The sequence below is a fragment of the Pseudomonas sp. MB-090624 genome (assembly GCF_003205245.1).
In the GTDB taxonomy this organism is placed as follows: Bacteria; Pseudomonadota; Gammaproteobacteria; order Pseudomonadales; family Pseudomonadaceae; genus Aquipseudomonas; species Aquipseudomonas juntendi.
Window position 1 is genome coordinate 88,095 of sequence record NZ_QJRK01000017.1, and the last position, 16,972, is coordinate 105,066.

At 64.2% G+C, this 16,972-nt stretch carries 19 protein-coding genes and 1 pseudogene; 12 read left to right on the plus strand and 8 right to left on the minus strand.

Annotated features, from left to right (window positions below; all coding sequences use genetic code 11):
• Positions 1–33: 33 nt before the first annotated feature.
• The 9 genes and pseudogenes from DMX12_RS11585 to DMX12_RS11625 all read left to right on the plus strand — a co-directional run bounded on the left by DMX12_RS11585 (position 34) and on the right by DMX12_RS11625 (position 6,274).
• On the plus strand, positions 34–729 hold the full coding sequence (locus DMX12_RS11585; protein ID WP_009684933.1) for a YggS family pyridoxal phosphate-dependent enzyme: 696 nt from the start codon (positions 34–36) through the stop codon (positions 727–729).
• Positions 730–767: 38 nt separating this feature from the next.
• Positions 768–1,586, plus strand: a complete 819-nt coding sequence (gene proC, locus DMX12_RS11590; protein WP_110677653.1) for a pyrroline-5-carboxylate reductase — start codon at positions 768–770, stop codon at positions 1,584–1,586.
• A 10-nt stretch (positions 1,587–1,596) separates the two neighbouring features.
• A complete protein-coding gene (locus DMX12_RS11595) occupies positions 1,597–2,187 on the plus strand; it encodes a YggT family protein (protein WP_009684930.1) in 591 nt (196 codons plus the stop codon).
• A gap of 88 nt (positions 2,188–2,275) precedes the next feature.
• Entirely contained in the window at positions 2,276–3,415 is a 1,140-nt protein-coding gene (locus DMX12_RS11600; protein ID WP_009684929.1) for a homoserine O-acetyltransferase, read from the plus strand.
• 7 nt (positions 3,416–3,422) lie between these two features.
• Positions 3,423–4,043, plus strand: a complete 621-nt coding sequence (metW, locus tag DMX12_RS11605; RefSeq protein WP_054912845.1) for a methionine biosynthesis protein MetW — start codon at positions 3,423–3,425, stop codon at positions 4,041–4,043.
• 37 nt (positions 4,044–4,080) lie between these two features.
• Positions 4,081–4,173: pseudogene (locus DMX12_RS30300) on the plus strand (DUF4426 domain-containing protein); the annotation flags it as partial.
• Positions 4,170–4,766 (plus strand): RdgB/HAM1 family non-canonical purine NTP pyrophosphatase, encoded by a 597-nt coding sequence (gene rdgB / locus DMX12_RS11615; RefSeq protein WP_033690803.1) that lies wholly within the window; start codon positions 4,170–4,172, stop codon positions 4,764–4,766. The pseudogene DMX12_RS30300 and the gene rdgB, both read left to right, overlap by 4 nt.
• Positions 4,763–5,938: a radical SAM family heme chaperone HemW gene (gene hemW, locus DMX12_RS11620; RefSeq protein WP_110677655.1), complete on the plus strand. Its 1,176-nt coding sequence runs from the start codon at positions 4,763–4,765 to the stop codon at positions 5,936–5,938. Before rdgB ends, hemW begins: the two co-directional genes overlap by 4 nt.
• Positions 5,939–5,947: 9 nt before the next feature.
• Positions 5,948–6,274, plus strand: a complete 327-nt coding sequence (locus DMX12_RS11625) for a DUF3392 family protein (protein WP_009684924.1) — start codon at positions 5,948–5,950, stop codon at positions 6,272–6,274.
• Positions 6,275–6,621: 347 nt separating this feature from the next.
• On the opposite strand, the gene trmB is transcribed toward DMX12_RS11625, so the two are convergent.
• From trmB to DMX12_RS11645, 4 genes are all read right to left on the minus strand, one after another.
• Positions 6,622–7,344: a tRNA (guanosine(46)-N7)-methyltransferase TrmB gene (gene trmB / locus DMX12_RS11630; RefSeq protein WP_009684922.1), complete on the minus strand. Its 723-nt coding sequence runs from the start codon at positions 7,342–7,344 to the stop codon at positions 6,622–6,624.
• A gap of 9 nt (positions 7,345–7,353) precedes the next feature.
• The gene (locus tag DMX12_RS11635; RefSeq protein WP_009684921.1) at positions 7,354–8,166 is read right to left on the minus strand and encodes a thiazole synthase; all 813 of its coding nucleotides are present in this window, start codon (positions 8,164–8,166) and stop codon (positions 7,354–7,356) included.
• A gap of 53 nt (positions 8,167–8,219) precedes the next feature.
• Positions 8,220–8,420 (minus strand): sulfur carrier protein ThiS, encoded by a 201-nt coding sequence (thiS, locus tag DMX12_RS11640; RefSeq protein ID WP_009684920.1) that lies wholly within the window; start codon positions 8,418–8,420, stop codon positions 8,220–8,222.
• 102 nt (positions 8,421–8,522) lie between these two features.
• Positions 8,523–8,894, minus strand: coding sequence for a DUF423 domain-containing protein (locus DMX12_RS11645; RefSeq protein WP_110677657.1), 372 nt, complete (start codon positions 8,892–8,894; stop codon positions 8,523–8,525).
• 64 nt (positions 8,895–8,958) lie between these two features.
• Between DMX12_RS11645 and mtgA the strand changes: the two genes are divergently transcribed.
• Complete coding sequence (gene mtgA, locus DMX12_RS11650; protein ID WP_110677659.1) at positions 8,959–9,669, plus strand: monofunctional biosynthetic peptidoglycan transglycosylase; 711 nt, start codon at positions 8,959–8,961, stop codon at positions 9,667–9,669.
• Between the two features lie 75 nt (positions 9,670–9,744).
• On the opposite strand, the gene rpoH is transcribed toward mtgA, so the two are convergent.
• From rpoH to ftsY, 4 genes are all read right to left on the minus strand, one after another.
• The gene (gene rpoH, locus DMX12_RS11655) at positions 9,745–10,599 is read right to left on the minus strand and encodes an RNA polymerase sigma factor RpoH (RefSeq protein WP_009684917.1); all 855 of its coding nucleotides are present in this window, start codon (positions 10,597–10,599) and stop codon (positions 9,745–9,747) included.
• Between the two features lie 111 nt (positions 10,600–10,710).
• Positions 10,711–11,736: a permease-like cell division protein FtsX gene (gene ftsX / locus DMX12_RS11660; protein ID WP_029886166.1), complete on the minus strand. Its 1,026-nt coding sequence runs from the start codon at positions 11,734–11,736 to the stop codon at positions 10,711–10,713.
• Positions 11,733–12,404 (minus strand): cell division ATP-binding protein FtsE, encoded by a 672-nt coding sequence (gene ftsE, locus DMX12_RS11665; RefSeq protein ID WP_009684915.1) that lies wholly within the window; start codon positions 12,402–12,404, stop codon positions 11,733–11,735. The genes ftsX and ftsE overlap by 4 nt, the downstream gene beginning before the upstream one ends.
• 2 nt (positions 12,405–12,406) lie before the next feature.
• Complete coding sequence (ftsY, locus tag DMX12_RS11670) at positions 12,407–13,879, minus strand: signal recognition particle-docking protein FtsY (RefSeq protein ID WP_110677661.1); 1,473 nt, start codon at positions 13,877–13,879, stop codon at positions 12,407–12,409.
• 231 nt (positions 13,880–14,110) lie between these two features.
• On the opposite strand from ftsY, the gene DMX12_RS11680 reads away from it, so the two are divergent.
• Both DMX12_RS11680 and DMX12_RS11685 read left to right on the plus strand, forming a co-directional pair.
• Entirely contained in the window at positions 14,111–15,466 is a 1,356-nt protein-coding gene (locus DMX12_RS11680; protein ID WP_029886168.1) for a pitrilysin family protein, read from the plus strand.
• Complete coding sequence (locus tag DMX12_RS11685) at positions 15,459–16,949, plus strand: pitrilysin family protein (RefSeq protein WP_110677663.1); 1,491 nt, start codon at positions 15,459–15,461, stop codon at positions 16,947–16,949. The genes DMX12_RS11680 and DMX12_RS11685 overlap by 8 nt, the downstream gene beginning before the upstream one ends.
• Positions 16,950–16,972: the final 23 nt, after the last annotated feature.

The following is a 16,972-nucleotide window of genomic DNA, read 5'->3' on the forward strand; positions in this document are numbered from 1 at the left end:
TGCCGCAAACCCAACACTAGCCGGCCACCCTTCATGTCCACCCTAGCAGACAACCTTTCCGCGATTTCCGCCCGTATCGCCAGTGCTGCACAGGCAGCCGGGCGTGAGCCGGCCAGCGTCCAACTGCTGGCCGTGAGCAAGACCAAGCCAGCTGCTGCGATCCGCGAGCTGTACGCCGCTGGCGTGTGCGATTTCGGGGAAAATTACCTACAGGAAGCCCTGACAAAGCAGCAGGCACTCGGCGACTTGCCCTTGATCTGGCACTTCATTGGCCCCATTCAATCGAACAAGACCAAAGCCATTGCTGAGCATTTCGACTGGGTGCATTCCGTGGACCGCCTGAAAATCGCCCAACGCCTTTCAGAACAGCGCCCTGCCGGGCTGGCACCGCTGAACATCTGCCTGCAGGTGAACGTCAGTGGCGAAGACAGCAAGTCCGGCTGCGCCGCCGCCGAACTGCCGGCCTTGGCCAAGGCCGTGGCGGCCCTGCCCAACCTGCGCCTGCGCGGGCTGATGGCGATCCCCGAACCCACCGACGACCGCGCCGCTCAGGAGGCCGCCTTCGCCAGCCTGCGTAACCTGCTGGAACAGCAGCACCTGGGGCTGGACACCTTGTCCATGGGCATGAGCCACGACCTGGAAGCGGCCATTGCACAAGGTGCGACCTGGGTACGCATCGGTACCGCCCTGTTCGGTGCCCGCGCCCCACTTAACCCCGGCCAGGGCTGATGGCATGCTTTACTCACTCTTTTCCACAAGGACCTGACATGAGCAAGACTCGTATTGCCTTTATCGGCGCCGGCAACATGGCGGCCAGCCTGATCGGAGGTCTGCGTGCCCAGGGCCTGGACGCCTCGCAGATTCGCGCCAGCGATCCGGGCGCCGAGACCCGCAGCCGCATCCAGGCCGAACACGGCATCGAAACCTTCGAGGACAATGCCCAGGCCATCGACGGCGCCGACGTGATCGTGCTGGCGGTCAAGCCACAGGTCATGAAAGCGGTTTGCCAGGCCCTGCAACCCAGCCTGCGTGATGGCCAACTCATCGTTTCCATCGCTGCCGGTATTACCTGCGCCAGCCTGCAAAGCTGGGTGGGCGCGCGCCCCGTGGTGCGCTGCATGCCCAATACCCCCGCGCTCCTGCGCCAGGGCGTGAGCGGCCTGTACGCCACCGCCGAGGTGTCGGCCGCACAGCGCGAGCAGGCCGAGCAACTGCTGTCGGCGGTAGGCACGGCCCTGTGGCTTGAGCAGGAACAGCAACTGGACGCCGTGACCGCGGTTTCCGGCAGTGGCCCGGCCTACTTCTTCCTGCTGATCGAGGCCATGACTGCCGCAGGCGAAAAGCTTGGGCTGCCGCGTGAAACCGCCTCGCAACTGACCCTGCACACGGCCTTGGGCGCTGCACGCATGGCGGTCGCCAGCGATGTCGACGCCGCCGAACTGCGCCGCCGTGTCACCTCGCCCGCCGGCACCACTGAAGCGGCGATCAAGTCGTTCCAGGCCAGCGGCTTCGAAGCGATCGTCGAGCAGGCCCTGCAGGCTGCCGCGACACGCTCCGCCGAACTGGCCGAACAACTGGGCAAATAAGGAGTTATCGATGAATGCACTCTCCGGCGCCGCGATTTTCGTGGTGCAAACCTTGGTCAGCCTGTACCTGGTGATCGTGTTGCTGCGCTTCGTACTGCAGCTGGTCAAGGCCGATTTCTACAACCCGCTGTGCCAGTTCGCGGTGCGCGCCACCCAGCCGCTGCTCAAGCCGATCCGCCGCATCATCCCCAGCATTGGCGGCCTGGACACCTCGTCGCTGCTGCTGTCGGTGCTGATCCAGGCGCTGCTGATGGCCTTCGTGCTAATGGTCACCTATGGCACCTTCGGTGACGTCCTGCACTTGCTGATGTGGGCGATCATCGGCATTACCTCGCTGTTCCTGAAGATCTTCTGGGTGGCGATGATCGTGATGGTGATCGTTTCCTGGGTTGCGCCCAACAGCCACAACCCCGCCGCCGAACTGGCCTACCAGATCAGCGAGCCGGTGCTCGCCCCCTTCCGCCGCATCGTGCCCAACCTGGGCGGCATGGACATTTCGCCGATCTTCGCCTTCCTGGCGATTCAGGTGATCCAGTCGTTCGTCATGCCACCGCTGGCTGCCTATGCCGGCATGCCCCAGGAGCTGTGGCGGATGATCTGACCCCGCATGCACCCAGCGGCAAGCCTTTGCTTGCCGCTGGGGGTAGCGCTCTTTAGACTTACGCCTCCGTCAAGCGTGAGCAGGGTCGATGTCCACTGTCTTTCCCGAAGATTCCGTCGGTCTGGTAGTACCGCAAACCGCCCGGTTCGATGAACCGCTGGCGCTGGCCTGCGGCCGCTCCCTGGCCAGTTACGAGCTGGTCTACGAGACCTACGGCACCCTCAATGCCAGCGCGAGCAATGCCGTGCTGATCTGCCATGCGCTGTCTGGCCACCACCATGCCGCCGGCTACCATGCTGCCACCGACCGTAAACCGGGTTGGTGGGACAGCTGCATCGGCCCTGGCAAGCCCATCGATACCAACCGTTTCTTCGTGGTCAGCCTGAACAACCTCGGCGGTTGCAACGGCAGCACCGGCCCCAGCAGCGTCAACCCGGCCACTGGCAAACCCTACGGCGCCGAGTTTCCGGTACTGACGGTGGAAGACTGGGTGCACAGCCAGGCGCGTCTGGCCGATCGCCTGGGCATCCAGCAGTGGGCAGCCATCGTTGGCGGCAGCCTGGGTGGCATGCAGGCGCTACAGTGGACCATGACCTACCCGGAGCGCGTGCGCCACTGCGTCGACATCGCCTCGGCACCGAAACTGTCGGCGCAGAATATCGCCTTCAACGAAGTGGCACGCCAGGCCATCCTCACCGACCCTGAGTTCCACGGCGGTTCGTTCCAGGACCAGGGCGTGATCCCCAAGCGGGGCTTGATGCTGGCGCGCATGGTCGGCCATATCACCTACCTGTCCGATGACTCGATGGGTGAAAAATTCGGCCGCGAGCTCAAGAGCGACAAGCTCAACTATGACTTTCACAGCGTCGAGTTCCAGGTCGAGAGCTACCTGCGCTACCAGGGCGAGGAGTTTTCCGGGCGGTTCGATGCCAACACCTACCTGCTGATGACCAAGGCGCTGGACTACTTCGACCCGGCTGCCGCCCACGGCGGCGACCTGGCAGCCACCCTGGCCAACGTCAAGGCGGACTACTGCATCATGTCGTTCACCACCGACTGGCGCTTCTCCCCGGCCCGTTCGCGTGAAATCGTCGACGCCCTGATGGCAGCGCGCAAGAACGTCTGCTACCTGGAGATCGACTCACCTTATGGGCACGATGCCTTCTTGATCCCCACACCTCGCTACATGCAGGGTTTTTCGAACTACATGAACCGCATTGCCATCTGAGGACAGCATGAGAGCCGATCTGGAAATCATCCACGACTGGATCCCCGCCGGCAGCCGGGTACTCGACCTGGGCTGCGGCAGCGGCGAACTGCTGGCCTCGCTACGTGACCGCAAGCAGGTCACCGGCTATGGCCTGGAGATCGACCCCGACAACATCGCCGCCTGCGTGGCCAAGGGCGTGAACGTCATCGAGCAAGACCTGGACAAAGGCCTGGGCAACTTCGCCAGCAACAGTTTTGACGTGGTGATCATGACGCAGGCCCTGCAGGCCGTGGAGTACCCTGATCGCATCCTCGACGAGATGCTGCGCGTGGGCCGCCAGTGCATCATCACCTTCCCCAACTTCGGGCACTGGCGTTGCCGCTGGTACCTGGCGACCAAAGGCCGCATGCCGGTATCGGACTTCATGCCCTATACCTGGTACAACACCCCGAACATTCACTTCTGCACGTTCGCCGACTTTGAAGAGCTGGTGCATGAGCGCCGCGCCAAGGTGCTCGACCGCCTGGCGGTCGACCACCTGCACCGCAATGGGTGGGGTGGCCGGCTTTGGCCTAATCTTCTGGGTGAGATCGGCATCTACCGCGTCAGCAGCCCTAACCTGCAAGAGCGCCAGCTGGCGGTCTGACGCACACCGGGGAAAGCGCCCCATGCGTCGCCCCGTGCGCAGCAGCCCGCTAGGGTTCAAGCAGAGTATCGAAACCGGCGGCATCAGCAACTCCCTCAGTTTCAACCAGGAAGTGTTCCCAGGCGAATGATGAATTTCCAGCAACTCGTATTGGCCAGCCACAACGCCGGCAAACTCAAGGAACTCCAGGCCATGCTCGGCCACTCGGTGCAACTGCGCTCGATTGGCGAATTCAGCCAGGTAGAGCCGGAAGAAACCGGCTTGTCGTTCGTCGAGAACGCCATCCTCAAGGCGCGCAACGCTGCACGTATTTCCGGCCTGCCGGCCTTGGCCGACGATTCCGGCCTGGCCGTGGACTTCCTCGGCGGTGCGCCGGGTATCTACTCGGCGCGCTATGCCGATGGCAAGGGTGACGCGGCAAACAATGCCAAGCTGCTCGACGCACTGAAAGACGTGCCAGAAGCCGAGCGCGGTGCACAGTTCGTCTGTGTGCTGGCACTGGTACGCCACGCGGATGACCCGCTCCCGATCCTCTGCGAAGGCCTGTGGCAAGGGCGCATTCTGTTCCAGGCCAGTGGCGAGCATGGCTTTGGCTATGACCCACTGTTCTGGGTGCCCGAACGCAACTGCTCCAGCGCCGACCTGGCACCTGTGGACAAGAACCAGCTCAGCCACCGCGCCCGCGCCATGGCCCTGCTGCGCCAACGCCTGGGCCTGGCATGATCGCAACACTGGCTACCCCTGGCGCGGCGGGCTTTCCCAGCCTGCCGCCGCTGGCGCTGTACATCCACATTCCGTGGTGCGTGCGCAAATGCCCTTACTGCGACTTCAACTCCCACGCGGCCGGCCCTGAGCTGCCGGAAGACGAATACGTCGCGGCGCTGTTGACCGACCTGGACCAGGAGCTGGCGGCGGTGCAAGGCAGGCCGATCAGCTCGATCTTCTTCGGTGGCGGTACGCCCAGCCTGTTCAGTGCAGGCGCCCTGGGCCGCCTGCTGCGCGGCGTGGAGCAGCGCATACCGTTCGCAGCGGACATCGAGATCACCCTGGAGGCCAACCCGGGCACCTTCGAGCAGGACAAGTTCAAGGCCTACCGGCAAACCGGCATCAACCGCCTGTCCATTGGCGTGCAGAGCTTCCAGCCGGCCAAGCTGCAGGCCCTGGGGCGCATCCACAATGGTGACGAAGCCGTCCGGGCAGCCGGCATGGCGCGCGCGGCCGGGTTCGACAACTTCAACATGGACCTCATGCACGGCCTGCCCGACCAGTCGCTGGAAGACGCCCTGGGCGACCTGCGCCAAGCCATGGACCTGGGGCCCACGCACCTGTCGTGGTACCAACTGACCGTCGAGCCCAACACGGTATTCTGGAACCAGCCGCCGGAGCTGCCCGAGGACGACATTCTCTGGGACATCCAGGAAGCCGGCCAGGTGCTGATGGCCGGGCATGGTTTTCGCCAGTACGAGGTCTCGGCCTATGCTCAGGCCGGCCGCGCTGCGCGGCATAACCTCAACTACTGGCGTTTTGGCGACTTCATCGGCATCGGCGCCGGCGCCCACGGCAAACTGACCTTCGCTGACGGCCGTATCCTGCGCACCTGGAAGACTCGCTTGCCCAAGGACTACCTGAACCTGGCCAAACCGTACAAAGCCGGTGAGAAGCTGCTGCCAGTCGACGAGTTGCCGTTCGAGTTCCTGATGAACGCCCTGCGCCTGACCGATGGCGTGGAAGCCCAGCTGTTCACCCAGCGCACCGGCTTGCCGCTGGAGCAGTTGCGCGAAGCCCGTCGGGCAGCCGAACAAAAGGGCCTTTTGCAGGTCGAACCGGATCGACTGGTGGCCACGCCAAGGGGCCAGCTATTCCTCAATGACCTGCTGCAGTATTTCTTGACCTAAGGATGACCCATGGATCTGGTACTTGATCTGCTCGCGACGGTTTCCCGCTGGAGCCGCGGCAACCTGTCAGAAATTTCGCTGGCCTTGGTAGGCTGCCTGCTGGTGCTGTTCGGCAGCGACGTCAAAGGCTGGGCCGAACAACGGCTGGGCAGCCTGGGTGGCGCCCTGCGCGTACCGTTCATGGCGGTGATGGTGATGGTCGGCAGCGGCGCGGCACTGATCTATGCCACACCCTGGGTGGTGAAGGGGCTGAGCCAGTTCAACAACTACGCACTGGCGCCGGTGCTGCTGGTGGTCGTGGTGCTGATTGGCGTAGTGGCCGACCGGCGCGGCTGAGACACAGCCTGGGGCTGAACGCTTGTGGGACATTCTGTCTTGCCCAGTTTCTGGAAGCTGGCGCGATCACTGTAGGAGCGGGTTTACCCGCGAAGAGGTCGGCACTGCCAGCAGAAGGCTTGAGATAGCCGGGGCTGCTTTGCAGCCCATCGCGACACAAGGCCGCTCCTACACCGATCGCGCTAGTTGATCAGCGCAGGAAACAAGCGGGGCGCAGATTCTAAAAGCTGCCCCGGCAAACCAGGGCAGCCCTACCACTTGACTAGCCTTTAACGGGCGTCATCGAAGTGGTCGCGCATGCCTGCATTTCTACAGGCCACAGCGTACCGAAAGGCCGATTCAGCCGATCAGTCCACCTTCTCGAACTTCAAATCCCACACCCCATGCCCCAGCCGCTCGCCGCGGCGTTCGAACTTGGTGATCGGGCGCTCTTCGGGGCGCGGCACGTAGGTACCGTCTGCTGCGCGGTTGCGATAGCCCGGCGCAGCGCTCATCACTTCCAGCATGTACTCGGCATACGGCTCCCAGTCGGTGGCCATGTGGAACACGCCACCGGGCTTGAGCTTGCGCCGCACCAGCTCGGCGAACTCCAGCTGCACGATACGGCGCTTGTGGTGGCGCGCCTTGTGCCAAGGGTCGGGGAAGAACAGCATCAGGCGGTCGAGGCTGTTGTCGGCCACGCAGCGGTTCAACACTTCGATGGCATCGCAGTCATACACCCGCAGGTTCTTCAAACCCTGGGTCAGCACACCGTTGAGCAACGCACCAACACCGGGACGGTGTACTTCTACACCAATGAAGTCCTGCTCCGGCGCGGCGGCGGCCATTTCCAGCAGGGAATGCCCCATACCGAAGCCGATCTCCAGGGTACGCGGCGCGCAACGGCCGAATACCTGGTCGTAGTCCACCGGGCTGTCGGCCAACGGCAGGATGTACAGCGGGCCGCCTTGGTCCAGGCCGCGTTGCTGGCCTTCGGTCATGCGCCCTGCACGCATCACGAAACTCTTGATGCGGCGGTGTGGGCGCTGGTCGCCGTCGGCGGCGATCGGCGTATCTTGCGAATCAGTCATCTGGGGCTCTTACTTGATCAGACCATCCAGCGGCGAAGAGGCGCTGGCATAGAGTTTTTTCGGCATCCGGCCGGCCAGGTAGGCCATGCGACCGGCGACGATGGCGTGCTTCATGGCTTCGGCCATCAACACCGGCTGCTGGGCGTGGGCAATGGCCGAGTTCATCAGCACCGCCTCGCAGCCCATTTCCATGGCGATGGTGGCGTCGGAAGCGGTGCCCACGCCGGCATCGACCAGCACCGGGACTTTCGATTCCTCCAGGATGATCTGCAGGTTGTACGGGTTGCAGATACCCAGGCCCGTGCCGATCAGGCCGGCCAACGGCATCACCGCGATGCAGCCCGCCTCAGCCAGCTGGCGGGCAATGATCGGGTCATCGCTGGTGTAGACCATCACGTCGAAACCATCCTTGACCAGCACTTCGGCGGCCTTGAGGGTTTCGATCACGTTGGGGAACAGGGTCTTCTGGTCCGCCAGCACTTCGAGCTTGACCAGGGTCCGCGACTCGTGGGACTTGTAGCCTTGCAGCAGCTCGCGGGCCAGGCGGCAGGTACGCACGGCCTCGGTGGCGTCGAAGCAGCCTGCGGTATTGGGCAGGATGGTGTACTTGTCGGGCGACAACACGTCGAGCAGGTTCGGCTCGCCCGCATTCTGGCCAAGGTTGGTCCGGCGCACGGCCACGGTGACGATTTCGGCACCCGAAGCCTCGGTGGCCAGGCGGGTCTCTTCCATGTCACGGTATTTGCCGGTGCCGACCAGCAGGCGCGACTGGAACGTGCGCCCGGCCAGAATGAAGGGCTTGTCGCTGCGAACGTTGCTCATCGTTGTTCCTCGGGAAAAGGTTGCAGGGCTTGCTTGTGAACCACAGGCTGCTGTCAGCCGCCACCGATCGCGTGGACCACTTCGACCTGGTCGCCGTCGTTCAGCAGGGTGCTCTCGTGCTGGCTACGCGGCACGATATCCAGGTTCAGTTCCACGGCAATGCGGCGCCCACTGAGCTCCAGGCGCGTCAGCAGGGCTGCAACGCTCTCGCCGGCAGGCAGTTCGTAAGGTTCACCGTTCAGTTGAATGCGCATGCGCACGGCCACCATTATTCTTTGGGGCCCGCATTCTAGCGCCGAACCGCCCCGCAACCCAAGGGCGGTGCGCGCCATTAGTCGCGATTGTGGACCAGCTGGTCAGCCCAGCCGCCAGGCCGCCAACCCCAGGCATAGCCAGCCGGCCAGGAAGCACAGGCCGCCGATCGGGGTGATGATGCCCAGCTTGGTCAGGCCGCTGAGGGCCAGCAGGTACAGGCTGCCGGAGAACAGCACGATACCCACCGCAAACAGCCCACCGGCCCAGCCCACCAGGCGCCCGGGCAGGTGCGCCGAGAGCACGGCAAGCGCAAGAATCGCCAGCGCATGCACCAGTTGGTAGGTCACGCCGGTGTGGAACACCGCCAGGTAGTCGGCCGTCAGCCGGTTTTTCAGGCCGTGGGCGGCGAAGGCACCCAGTGCGACTCCGGTAAAGCCGAAAAAGGCGGCAAGCATCAGGAAGCTGCGAAGCATGGGACGACTCCTTGGATCGGGTCTGTATAATGGCCCCTTCCACCCGTACGGCCAAGCCATCGTCATGCTGCCATCCCTTATTCGCCGCCTCTTCCGTGCCCTGCTCTGGTTCGCTGCCTGCAGCATCGTGCTGGTGCTGGTGTTCCGCTGGGTGCCCCCGCCCGGCACGGCGCTGATGGTCGAGCGTAAGGTGCAATCCTGGGTCAATGGCGACCCCATCGACCTGCAGCGCGACTGGGAGCCTTGGCAGAACATCTCCGATGAACTCAAGGTCGCGGTCATTGCCGGCGAAGACCAGAAGTTCGCCAGCCACTGGGGCTTCGACATCCCGGCTATCCAGGCTGCGCTGGCCTACAACGAACGCGGCGGCAGCATTCGTGGCGCCAGTACCCTGACCCAGCAAGTGGCCAAGAACCTGTTCCTGTGGTCGGGGCGCAGCTGGTTCCGCAAAGGGCTGGAAGCCTGGTTCACGGCTCTGATCGAACTGCTCTGGTCCAAGGAACGCATTCTCGAGGTTTACCTGAACAGCGCCGAGTGGGGCAAAGGCGTATTCGGCGCCCAGGCAGCGGCGCGCTATCACTTTGGTGTCGATGCCAGCCAGCTCACCCGCCAGCAGGCAGCGCAACTGGCCGCAGTATTGCCCAGCCCGATCAAGTGGAGTGCCAGCCGGCCGAGCGCCTACGTGGCAAGCCGTGCCGGATGGATTCGTCGGCAAATGAGCCAGCTGGGTGGCCCCAGCTACCTGATGCAGCTCGACTCATCCAGAAAGCTTTGAATGCAGTGCCGGCTTAAATGAAAAAGCCGCTCGCTCCGTCGGAGCCAGCGGCTTTTCTGTGCAACAAAGGCCCGATCAGGCTGCGATCAGTGCCTTGACCTTGTTCATCGCATTCTTCTCCAGCTGGCGAATCCGCTCAGCCGAAACGCTGTACTTGTCTGCCAGCTCATGCAGCGTGGCCTTCTCTTCAGCCAACCAGCGCTGGTAGAGAATGTCGCGGCTGCGCTCGTCCAGCCCTTGCAGCGCTTCGTGCAGGTTGCTGGTGGAGTTGTCGCTCCAGTCGGCATCTTCCAGTTGCACCGCCGGGTCGTACCGGTGGTCTTCCAGGTAATGCGCAGGGGACTGGAACGCGCTGTCGTCGTCAGCTTCCGCTGCCGGGTCGAACGCCATGTCCTGCCCGCTGAGGCGGCTCTCCATCTCGCGCACTTCACGCGGCTCGACGCCAAGGCTCTCCGCCACGCGATGCACTTCGTCGTTGTTCAACCAGGCCAGGCGCTTCTTCTGGCTGCGCAGGTTGAAGAACAGCTTGCGCTGGGCCTTGGTGGTAGCCACTTTGACGATGCGCCAGTTGCGCAGGATGAACTCGTGGATCTCGGCCTTGATCCAGTGCACGGCGAACGACACCAGGCGCACGCCCATTTCAGGGTTGAAGCGTTTGACGGCCTTCATCAGGCCAACGTTGCCTTCCTGAATCAGGTCAGCCTGGGCCAGCCCATAACCAGCATAGCTACGGGCGATATGTACGACGAAACGCAGGTGGGCCATCACCATTTGACGAGCGGCCTCGACATCCTGCTGATAATAGAGACGCTCGCCCAGATCACGCTCCTGCTCGACCGTCAGCAGCGGGATGCTGTTGACCGTGTGCACATAGGCTTCCAGGTTTGCACCGGGTACCAAGGCATAGGCAGGTTGCAACGATGTGGTCATTCAAGAACCTCCGACTTACTAGACTCGCGCTTTTTGGGCGCTGCCAACATTGACCTGGAACGACGGTACAAGTTCCATCGTGAACAAAATGTCAATGCTGGCCTGTAAAAACTATCGCGGTGCCAGCTCGTTCAAGTGGCGGGCGACTGCAATCCATGCACCGATATACCCCAACAACACCGCTCCGATCAAGAGCGACAGACCATCGGACCCCGGCACTCCGCCCAGGGCGAAGTCACTGCCGTATAGCCCGGAAAGCCCTACCACCGCCTCGTTCAGCCAGTTCAGGCCAAACGCCAGGATCCCCCACGCCAGCAGCCCTGCACCCAGGCCATACAATGCGCCCATGTACAGGAAAGGCCGGCGTACGTAGGCGTCGGTGCCGCCGACCAGCTTGATCACTTCGATCTCGATGCGGCGGTTTTCGATATGTAGACGAATTGTGTTACCGATTACTAACAGCAGTGCAGAAATAAGCATCACCGCCAGACCGAAGACGAACCGGTCACCCAGCTTGAGGATCGCCGCCAGCCGCTCGACCCAGACCAGGTCCAGTTGCGCCACATCCACCCGCGGCAGCTCTGCAAGGCGCTGACGCAAGGCTTCAAGGGCGGGCTTGTCGACCTCGGTCGGGGTGACTACCACCACACCTGGCAGCGGGTTTTCCGGCAGCTCGCGCAAGGCCTCGCCCAGACCGGACTGCTGTTGGAATTCCTCCAGCGCCTGCTCGCGGCTGACATACTGCGCATCTGCCACGCCGGGCATGCCCTTGATCTCGTCACGCAGCGCCTCGCCATCACGGCTGCCGGCATCCAGCTTGAGGTACAGCGAAATCTGCGCCGCGCGCTGCCACGAACCGCCCAGTTGCTCGACGTTCTTCAGCAACAACGACAGGCCCATCGGCATGCTCAGCGCGACGGCCATCACCAGGCAGGTGAAGAAGCTGCCGATCGGCTGCTTGCCCAGCCGGCGCAGGCTGTCAGCCAGGCTGGCACGGTGGCTTTCCAGCCAGGCGTGCAACAACGTGCGGAAATCCGGGCCATCATCGTCTTCGCCGCGTTTTTTCTTCGCCGGCTGCGGGTCGGCTGGCTTCGGCGCAACGCGCTCGGAAACCTTTGGCGTACGTGTAGTGCTCATTGCCCGGCCTCCCCATCGCCGATCAAGCGGCCGCGCTGCAAGGTCAGCATGCGGTGACGCATGCGCGCAATCAGTGCCAGGTCGTGGCTGGCGATCAAAACCGTAGTACCCAGGCGGTTGATGTCCTCGAATACCCCCATGATTTCTGCGGCCAGCCGCGGGTCGAGGTTACCGGTGGGTTCATCGGCCAGCAGCAGCGCGGGCTGGTGGACGATTGCCCGGGCAATGCCGACCCGCTGCTGCTGCCCGGTGGACAGGTCAGCCGGGAACAGCTCGCCCTTGTCGGCCAGCGACACGCGCTCCAGGGCGGAATCGACGCGCTTGGCGATCTCGGCCTTGGACAAGCCCAGAATCTGCAGCGGCAGGGCAATGTTGTTGAACACCGTGCGGTCGAACAACAGTTGGTGGTTCTGGAACACCACGCCGATCTGCCGGCGCAGGAACGGGATCTGGGCGTTGCTGATCTGGCCCAGGTCCTGCCCGGCCAGCATCAGCTTGCCGCTGGTCGGGCGCTCCATGGCCAGCAGCAGGCGCAGCAAGGTGCTCTTGCCGGCGCCCGAGTGGCCGGTGACGAACAGGAACTCGCCCCGGCGCGCCCGGAAACTCAGCTCATGCAAACCGACATGACCATTGGGATAGCGCTTGGCAACCTGTTCGAATCGGATCATGGTCAGTCTCGCTCGGCGAACAGAGCCTTGACGAAAGGCTCCGCTTCGAAGGTGCGCAGGTCGTCGATGCCTTCGCCGACACCGATGAAGCGGATCGGCAACTTGAACTGCTTGGCCAGGGCGAAGATCACCCCGCCCTTGGCGGTGCCATCGAGCTTGGTCAGGGCCAGGCCGGTCAATTCGACACTCTGGTTGAAGTACTTGGCCTGGCTGATGGCGTTCTGCCCGGTACCGGCGTCGAGCACCAGCAGCACCTCGTGCGGCGCCTCGGCGTCGAGCTTGCCGATGACCCGGCGCACCTTCTTCAGCTCCTCCATCAGGTTGTCCTTGGTGTGCAGGCGGCCGGCAGTGTCGGCGATCAGCACATCCACACCGCGGGCCTTGGCAGCCTGCACGGCGTCGAAAATGACCGATGCGGAGTCGGCACCGGTATGCTGGGCGATGACCGGAATCTGGTTACGCTCACCCCACACCTGCAACTGCTCGACCGCTGCGGCGCGGAAGGTATCGCCGGCGGCCAGCATCACCTTCTTGCCTTCCTGTTGCAGTTTTTTCGCCAGTTTGCCGATGGTGGTGGTCTTGCCGGCGCCGTTCACGCCTACCACCAGGATCACGTAGGGCTTGTTCTGCGCCTGCACTTTCAGTGGCTGCTCGACCGGACGCAGCAATGCCGCCAGCTCTTCCTGCAGCGACTTGTACAGGGCGTCGGCATCGGCCAGTTGCTTGCGGGCGACTTTCTGGGTCAGGTTCTGGACGATGGTCGACGTGGCTTCCACGCCCACGTCGGCGGTCAACAGGCGCGTTTCGATCTCGTCGAGCAAGTCGTCGTCGATGACTTTCTTGCCCAGGAACAGGCTGGCCATCCCCTCGCCAATGGAGGCACTGGTCTTCGACAGGCCCTGCTTGAGGCGGGCAAAGAAGCCAGGCCTGGCCTGTTCGCCCGGCGCTGCCGCTGGCTCTGGCGCGACCTCCACGGCTGCGGCAGCCACGGCCGGCGGGGCAACCACCTCAGGTGCAGGGCGCTCGGGGATCGCCGGTGGCGCCTTGGGTTCCAGGTCCGGCACCAGCGCTACCGGCTCTTCGGCCACCGGCAGTACCAGGTTGCTGACCGGCGCAGGCTCGGTACGGGCGACGTCCACCACAGCCGCTGGCACCGGCGCAGGGGCAACGGGTTGCGGCGCGGGCGCTACCGGCGGCGGGGAAACCAGCGGCTCGGGTTGAGCGGCCGGCAACGGCTGCACAGCGACCGGCGCCGGCGCTTCGGCTGCCGGGGCAGGCGCGGGCGCCTCAGGCTGCGGCGCTTCAGCAGCGGGGGCCTCGACCGTAGCGGCTACAGGTTGCTCGACAGCGGGGGCTTCACTGGCGGGAACGCCAGCGTCCACAGGTTGTTGCGGCTTCTTGCGAAACCAGCTGAACAGGCCTTTCTTTTCACCAGCCTCGGCCGGCGCTTTCTTGTCGTCGTTGGAACCAAACATGGAAGACGGCTATCTCAGGGTAGCGATGCGCCAGCTACGGCGGATCGGGAATTCTCTCTACGCAGAACAGACTATCTTGAAGCCGGCTGGTTCATGCGCAATGTTTTGTCTTAGTGTCCTGTGGGCCAGAACGGCGACAGGCATGGTCGCCAGGCAACCGGATCAGTATCCTAGCACCTCCTGGCCCGTCGACGCTAAACCCAGCGGGCCGCCGAACAGGTTAAACACCGTATGAATGCTCTAGCCCGCCGCGCCGCTGGCCTGTTGCTCGGCACGCTCTGCCTGCCGCTCGCGGCCTTCGCCGCCGATGTGCAACCCACCCACGAATTCATCCTCGACAACGGCCTCAAGGTCGTGGTGCGCGAAGACCACCGTGCCCCGGTGGTGGTCTCGCAGATCTGGTACAAGGTCGGTTCCAGCTACGAAACCCCGGGCCAGACCGGCCTGTCGCACGCCCTGGAGCACATGATGTTCAAGGGGAGCGCCAAGCTCGGCCCCGGCGAAGCTTCACGCGTGCTGCGCGACCTGGGCGCCGAAGAGAACGCCTTCACCAGCGACGACTACACCGCCTACTACCAGGTGCTGGCGCGTGACCGCCTGCCCGTAGCCCTGGAACTGGAGGCAGACCGCCTGGCCAGCCTGCGCCTGCCAGCCGACGAATTCAGCAAGGAAATCGAGGTCATCAAGGAAGAGCGCCGCCTGCGTACCGACGATCAGCCCACTGCAAAGGCCTTCGAGCTGTTCCGCGCCATGGCCTACCCTGCCAGCGGCTACCATACCCCGACCATCGGCTGGATGGCCGACCTGGAGCGCATGAAGGTCGAGGAACTGCGCCACTGGTACGAGTCCTGGTATGCCCCCAACAATGCCACCCTGGTGGTGGTCGGCGATGTCACCCCCGACGAGGTCAAAGGCCTGGCGCAGAAGTACTTCGGCAGCATTCCGAAGCGCACCGTGCCACCGGCCAAGCTGCCACTGGAACTCGCAGAACCCGGCCAGCGCCAGCTGACCCTGCACGTGCGCACCCAACTGCCGAGCCTGATCTACGGTTTCAACGTGCCCGGCCTGGCCACGGCCAAGGACCCCCGCACCGTACACGCCCTGCGCCTGATCTCGGCGCTGCTCGACGGCGGCTACAGCGCCCGCATGCCGGCGCGCCTGGAGCGTGGCCAGGAGCTGGTGGCCGGTGCTTCGTCCAGCTACAACGCCTTTACCCGTGGCGACAGCCTGTTCCTTATTTCGGCCACGCCGAACGTTCAGAAGCAGAAAACCCTGGCCGACGTCGAGAAGGGCGTGTGGCAACTGCTCGACGAACTCAAGACCACCCCGCCCAGCGCCGAAGAACTGGAGCGCGTACGCGCCCAGGTTATCGCCGGCCTGGTCTATGACCGCGACTCCATCAGCAGCCAGGCCACCACCATCGGCCAACTGGAAACCGTCGGCCTGTCCTGGAAGCTGATCGACAGCGAACTGGACGAGCTCAAGCGCGTTACCCCGCAGGACATCCAGAACGCCGCGCGCACCTATTTCACCCGCGAACGCCTGAGCGTTGCCCATGTACTGCCCGAGGAGTCCGCTCATGAGTGATCGTCGCGCACCACGCCCAACCCTGTTGGCCACCGGTATCCGTGCCCTGGCGCTGGCAGCGGTGCTGGCTGCCCCGGCCCTGGCCGACAACGCCGCCAAGGCCGACAACACTGCGGCCCGGCCGGCCAACACCCTGCAGTCGCTGGCAGAGCTGGATGGCAAGGCACCGAGCCGGCGCCAGCTGAACATCCAGCACTGGAACACCGCCGAAGGGGCCCGGGTGCTGTTCGTCGAGGCGCGCGAGCTGCCCATGTTCGACCTGCGCGTGACCTTTGCCGCCGGCAGCAGCCAGGACGGCGGCACGCCAGGCCTGGCTGCCTTGACCAACGCCATGCTCAACGAAGGCGTGGCCGGCAAGGACGTGACCGCCATCGCCGAAGGTTTCGAGAGCCTGGGCGCAGACTTTGGCAACGGCTCCTACCGTGACATGGCCGTGGCCTCGCTGCGCAGCCTCAGCGCCAAGGACAAGCGCGAGCCGGCGCTCAAGCTGTTCACCGAGGTCGCCGGCAAGCCGAGCTTCCCTGAAGACGCGCTCAAGCGCATCAAGAACCAGATGCTGGCCGGCTTCGAGTACGAGAAGCAGAACCCTGGCAAAATCGCTGGCAAAGCGCTGTTCGCCAACCTCTATGGCGACCACCCCTACGCCCACCCCAGCGACGGCACTGCCGAAAGCATCAACGGCATCGGCCTGGCCCAACTGCGCGCTTTCCATGCCAAGGCCTACACCGGTGGCAACGCCGTGATCGCCCTGGTCGGCGACCTCAGCCGCGCCGAAGCCGAAGCCATCGCCGCCCAGGTGTCCGCCGGGCTCCCCAAAGGCCCGGCGCTGCCCGCGCCGGCGCAACCGGCCGAAGCCAAGCCCGGCCTGACCCACATCGACTTCCCGTCCAAGCAGACCCACCTGATGCTGGCCGAGCTTGGCATCGACCGCCAGGACCCGGACTGGCCTGCACTGTCGCTGGGTAACCAGATCCTCGGCGGCGGTGCCTTCGGTACCCGGCTGATGAGCGAAGTGCGGGAAAAACGCGGCCTGACGTACGGCGTTTACTCGGTCTTCAGCCCGATGCAGGTGCGCGGCCCGTTCATGATCAACCTGCAAACCCGTGCCGAACTCAGCGAGGGCACGCTCAAGCTGGTGCAGGGCATTCTCGCCGATTACCTCAAGACTGGCCCCACCCAGCAGGAGCTGGACGATGCCAAGCGCGAACTGGCCGGCAGCTTCCCGTTGTCCAATGCCAGCAATGCCAGCATCGTCGGCCAGCTGGGCGCCATCGGCTTCTACAACTTGCCGCTGACCTGGCTGGAGGACTTCATGCAGCAGTCCCAGGCCCTCACTGTCGAGCAGGTCAAGGCCGCCATGAACAAACACCTGTCAGCCGATAAACTGGTGATCGTCACCGTTGGCCCGAAAGTGCCACAGAAACCGCTGCCAGCACCCACTGACAAGCCCTCCGAGCAGCCGCTCGGGGTACCGGAGCACTAATGCCAAGATCCACCCCTCCCGCC

Coding starts and splice junctions, on each gene's coding strand:
- DMX12_RS11600 (WP_009684929.1), top strand. CDS start 2,276: ATGTCCACTGTCTTTCCCGAAGATTCCGTCGGTCTGGTAGTACCGCAA.
- trmB (WP_009684922.1), bottom strand. CDS start 7,344: ATGACTGATTCGCAAGATACGCCGATCGCCGCCGACGGCGACCAGCGC.
- DMX12_RS11625 (WP_009684924.1), top strand. CDS start 5,948: ATGGATCTGGTACTTGATCTGCTCGCGACGGTTTCCCGCTGGAGCCGC.
- rdgB (WP_033690803.1), top strand. CDS start 4,170: ATGATGAATTTCCAGCAACTCGTATTGGCCAGCCACAACGCCGGCAAA.
- ftsE (WP_009684915.1), bottom strand. CDS start 12,404: ATGATCCGATTCGAACAGGTTGCCAAGCGCTATCCCAATGGTCATGTC.
- DMX12_RS11585 (WP_009684933.1), top strand. CDS start 34: ATGTCCACCCTAGCAGACAACCTTTCCGCGATTTCCGCCCGTATCGCC.
- proC (WP_110677653.1), top strand. CDS start 768: ATGAGCAAGACTCGTATTGCCTTTATCGGCGCCGGCAACATGGCGGCC.
- ftsY (WP_110677661.1), bottom strand. CDS start 13,879: ATGTTTGGTTCCAACGACGACAAGAAAGCGCCGGCCGAGGCTGGTGAA.
- DMX12_RS11680 (WP_029886168.1), top strand. CDS start 14,111: ATGAATGCTCTAGCCCGCCGCGCCGCTGGCCTGTTGCTCGGCACGCTC.
- DMX12_RS11595 (WP_009684930.1), top strand. CDS start 1,597: ATGAATGCACTCTCCGGCGCCGCGATTTTCGTGGTGCAAACCTTGGTC.
- ftsX (WP_029886166.1), bottom strand. CDS start 11,736: ATGAGCACTACACGTACGCCAAAGGTTTCCGAGCGCGTTGCGCCGAAG.
- DMX12_RS11645 (WP_110677657.1), bottom strand. CDS start 8,894: ATGCTTCGCAGCTTCCTGATGCTTGCCGCCTTTTTCGGCTTTACCGGA.
- rpoH (WP_009684917.1), bottom strand. CDS start 10,599: ATGACCACATCGTTGCAACCTGCCTATGCCTTGGTACCCGGTGCAAAC.
- DMX12_RS11635 (WP_009684921.1), bottom strand. CDS start 8,166: ATGAGCAACGTTCGCAGCGACAAGCCCTTCATTCTGGCCGGGCGCACG.
- DMX12_RS11685 (WP_110677663.1), top strand. CDS start 15,459: ATGAGTGATCGTCGCGCACCACGCCCAACCCTGTTGGCCACCGGTATC.
- mtgA (WP_110677659.1), top strand. CDS start 8,959: ATGCTGCCATCCCTTATTCGCCGCCTCTTCCGTGCCCTGCTCTGGTTC.
- metW (WP_054912845.1), top strand. CDS start 3,423: ATGAGAGCCGATCTGGAAATCATCCACGACTGGATCCCCGCCGGCAGC.
- thiS (WP_009684920.1), bottom strand. CDS start 8,420: ATGCGCATTCAACTGAACGGTGAACCTTACGAACTGCCTGCCGGCGAG.
- hemW (WP_110677655.1), top strand. CDS start 4,763: ATGATCGCAACACTGGCTACCCCTGGCGCGGCGGGCTTTCCCAGCCTG.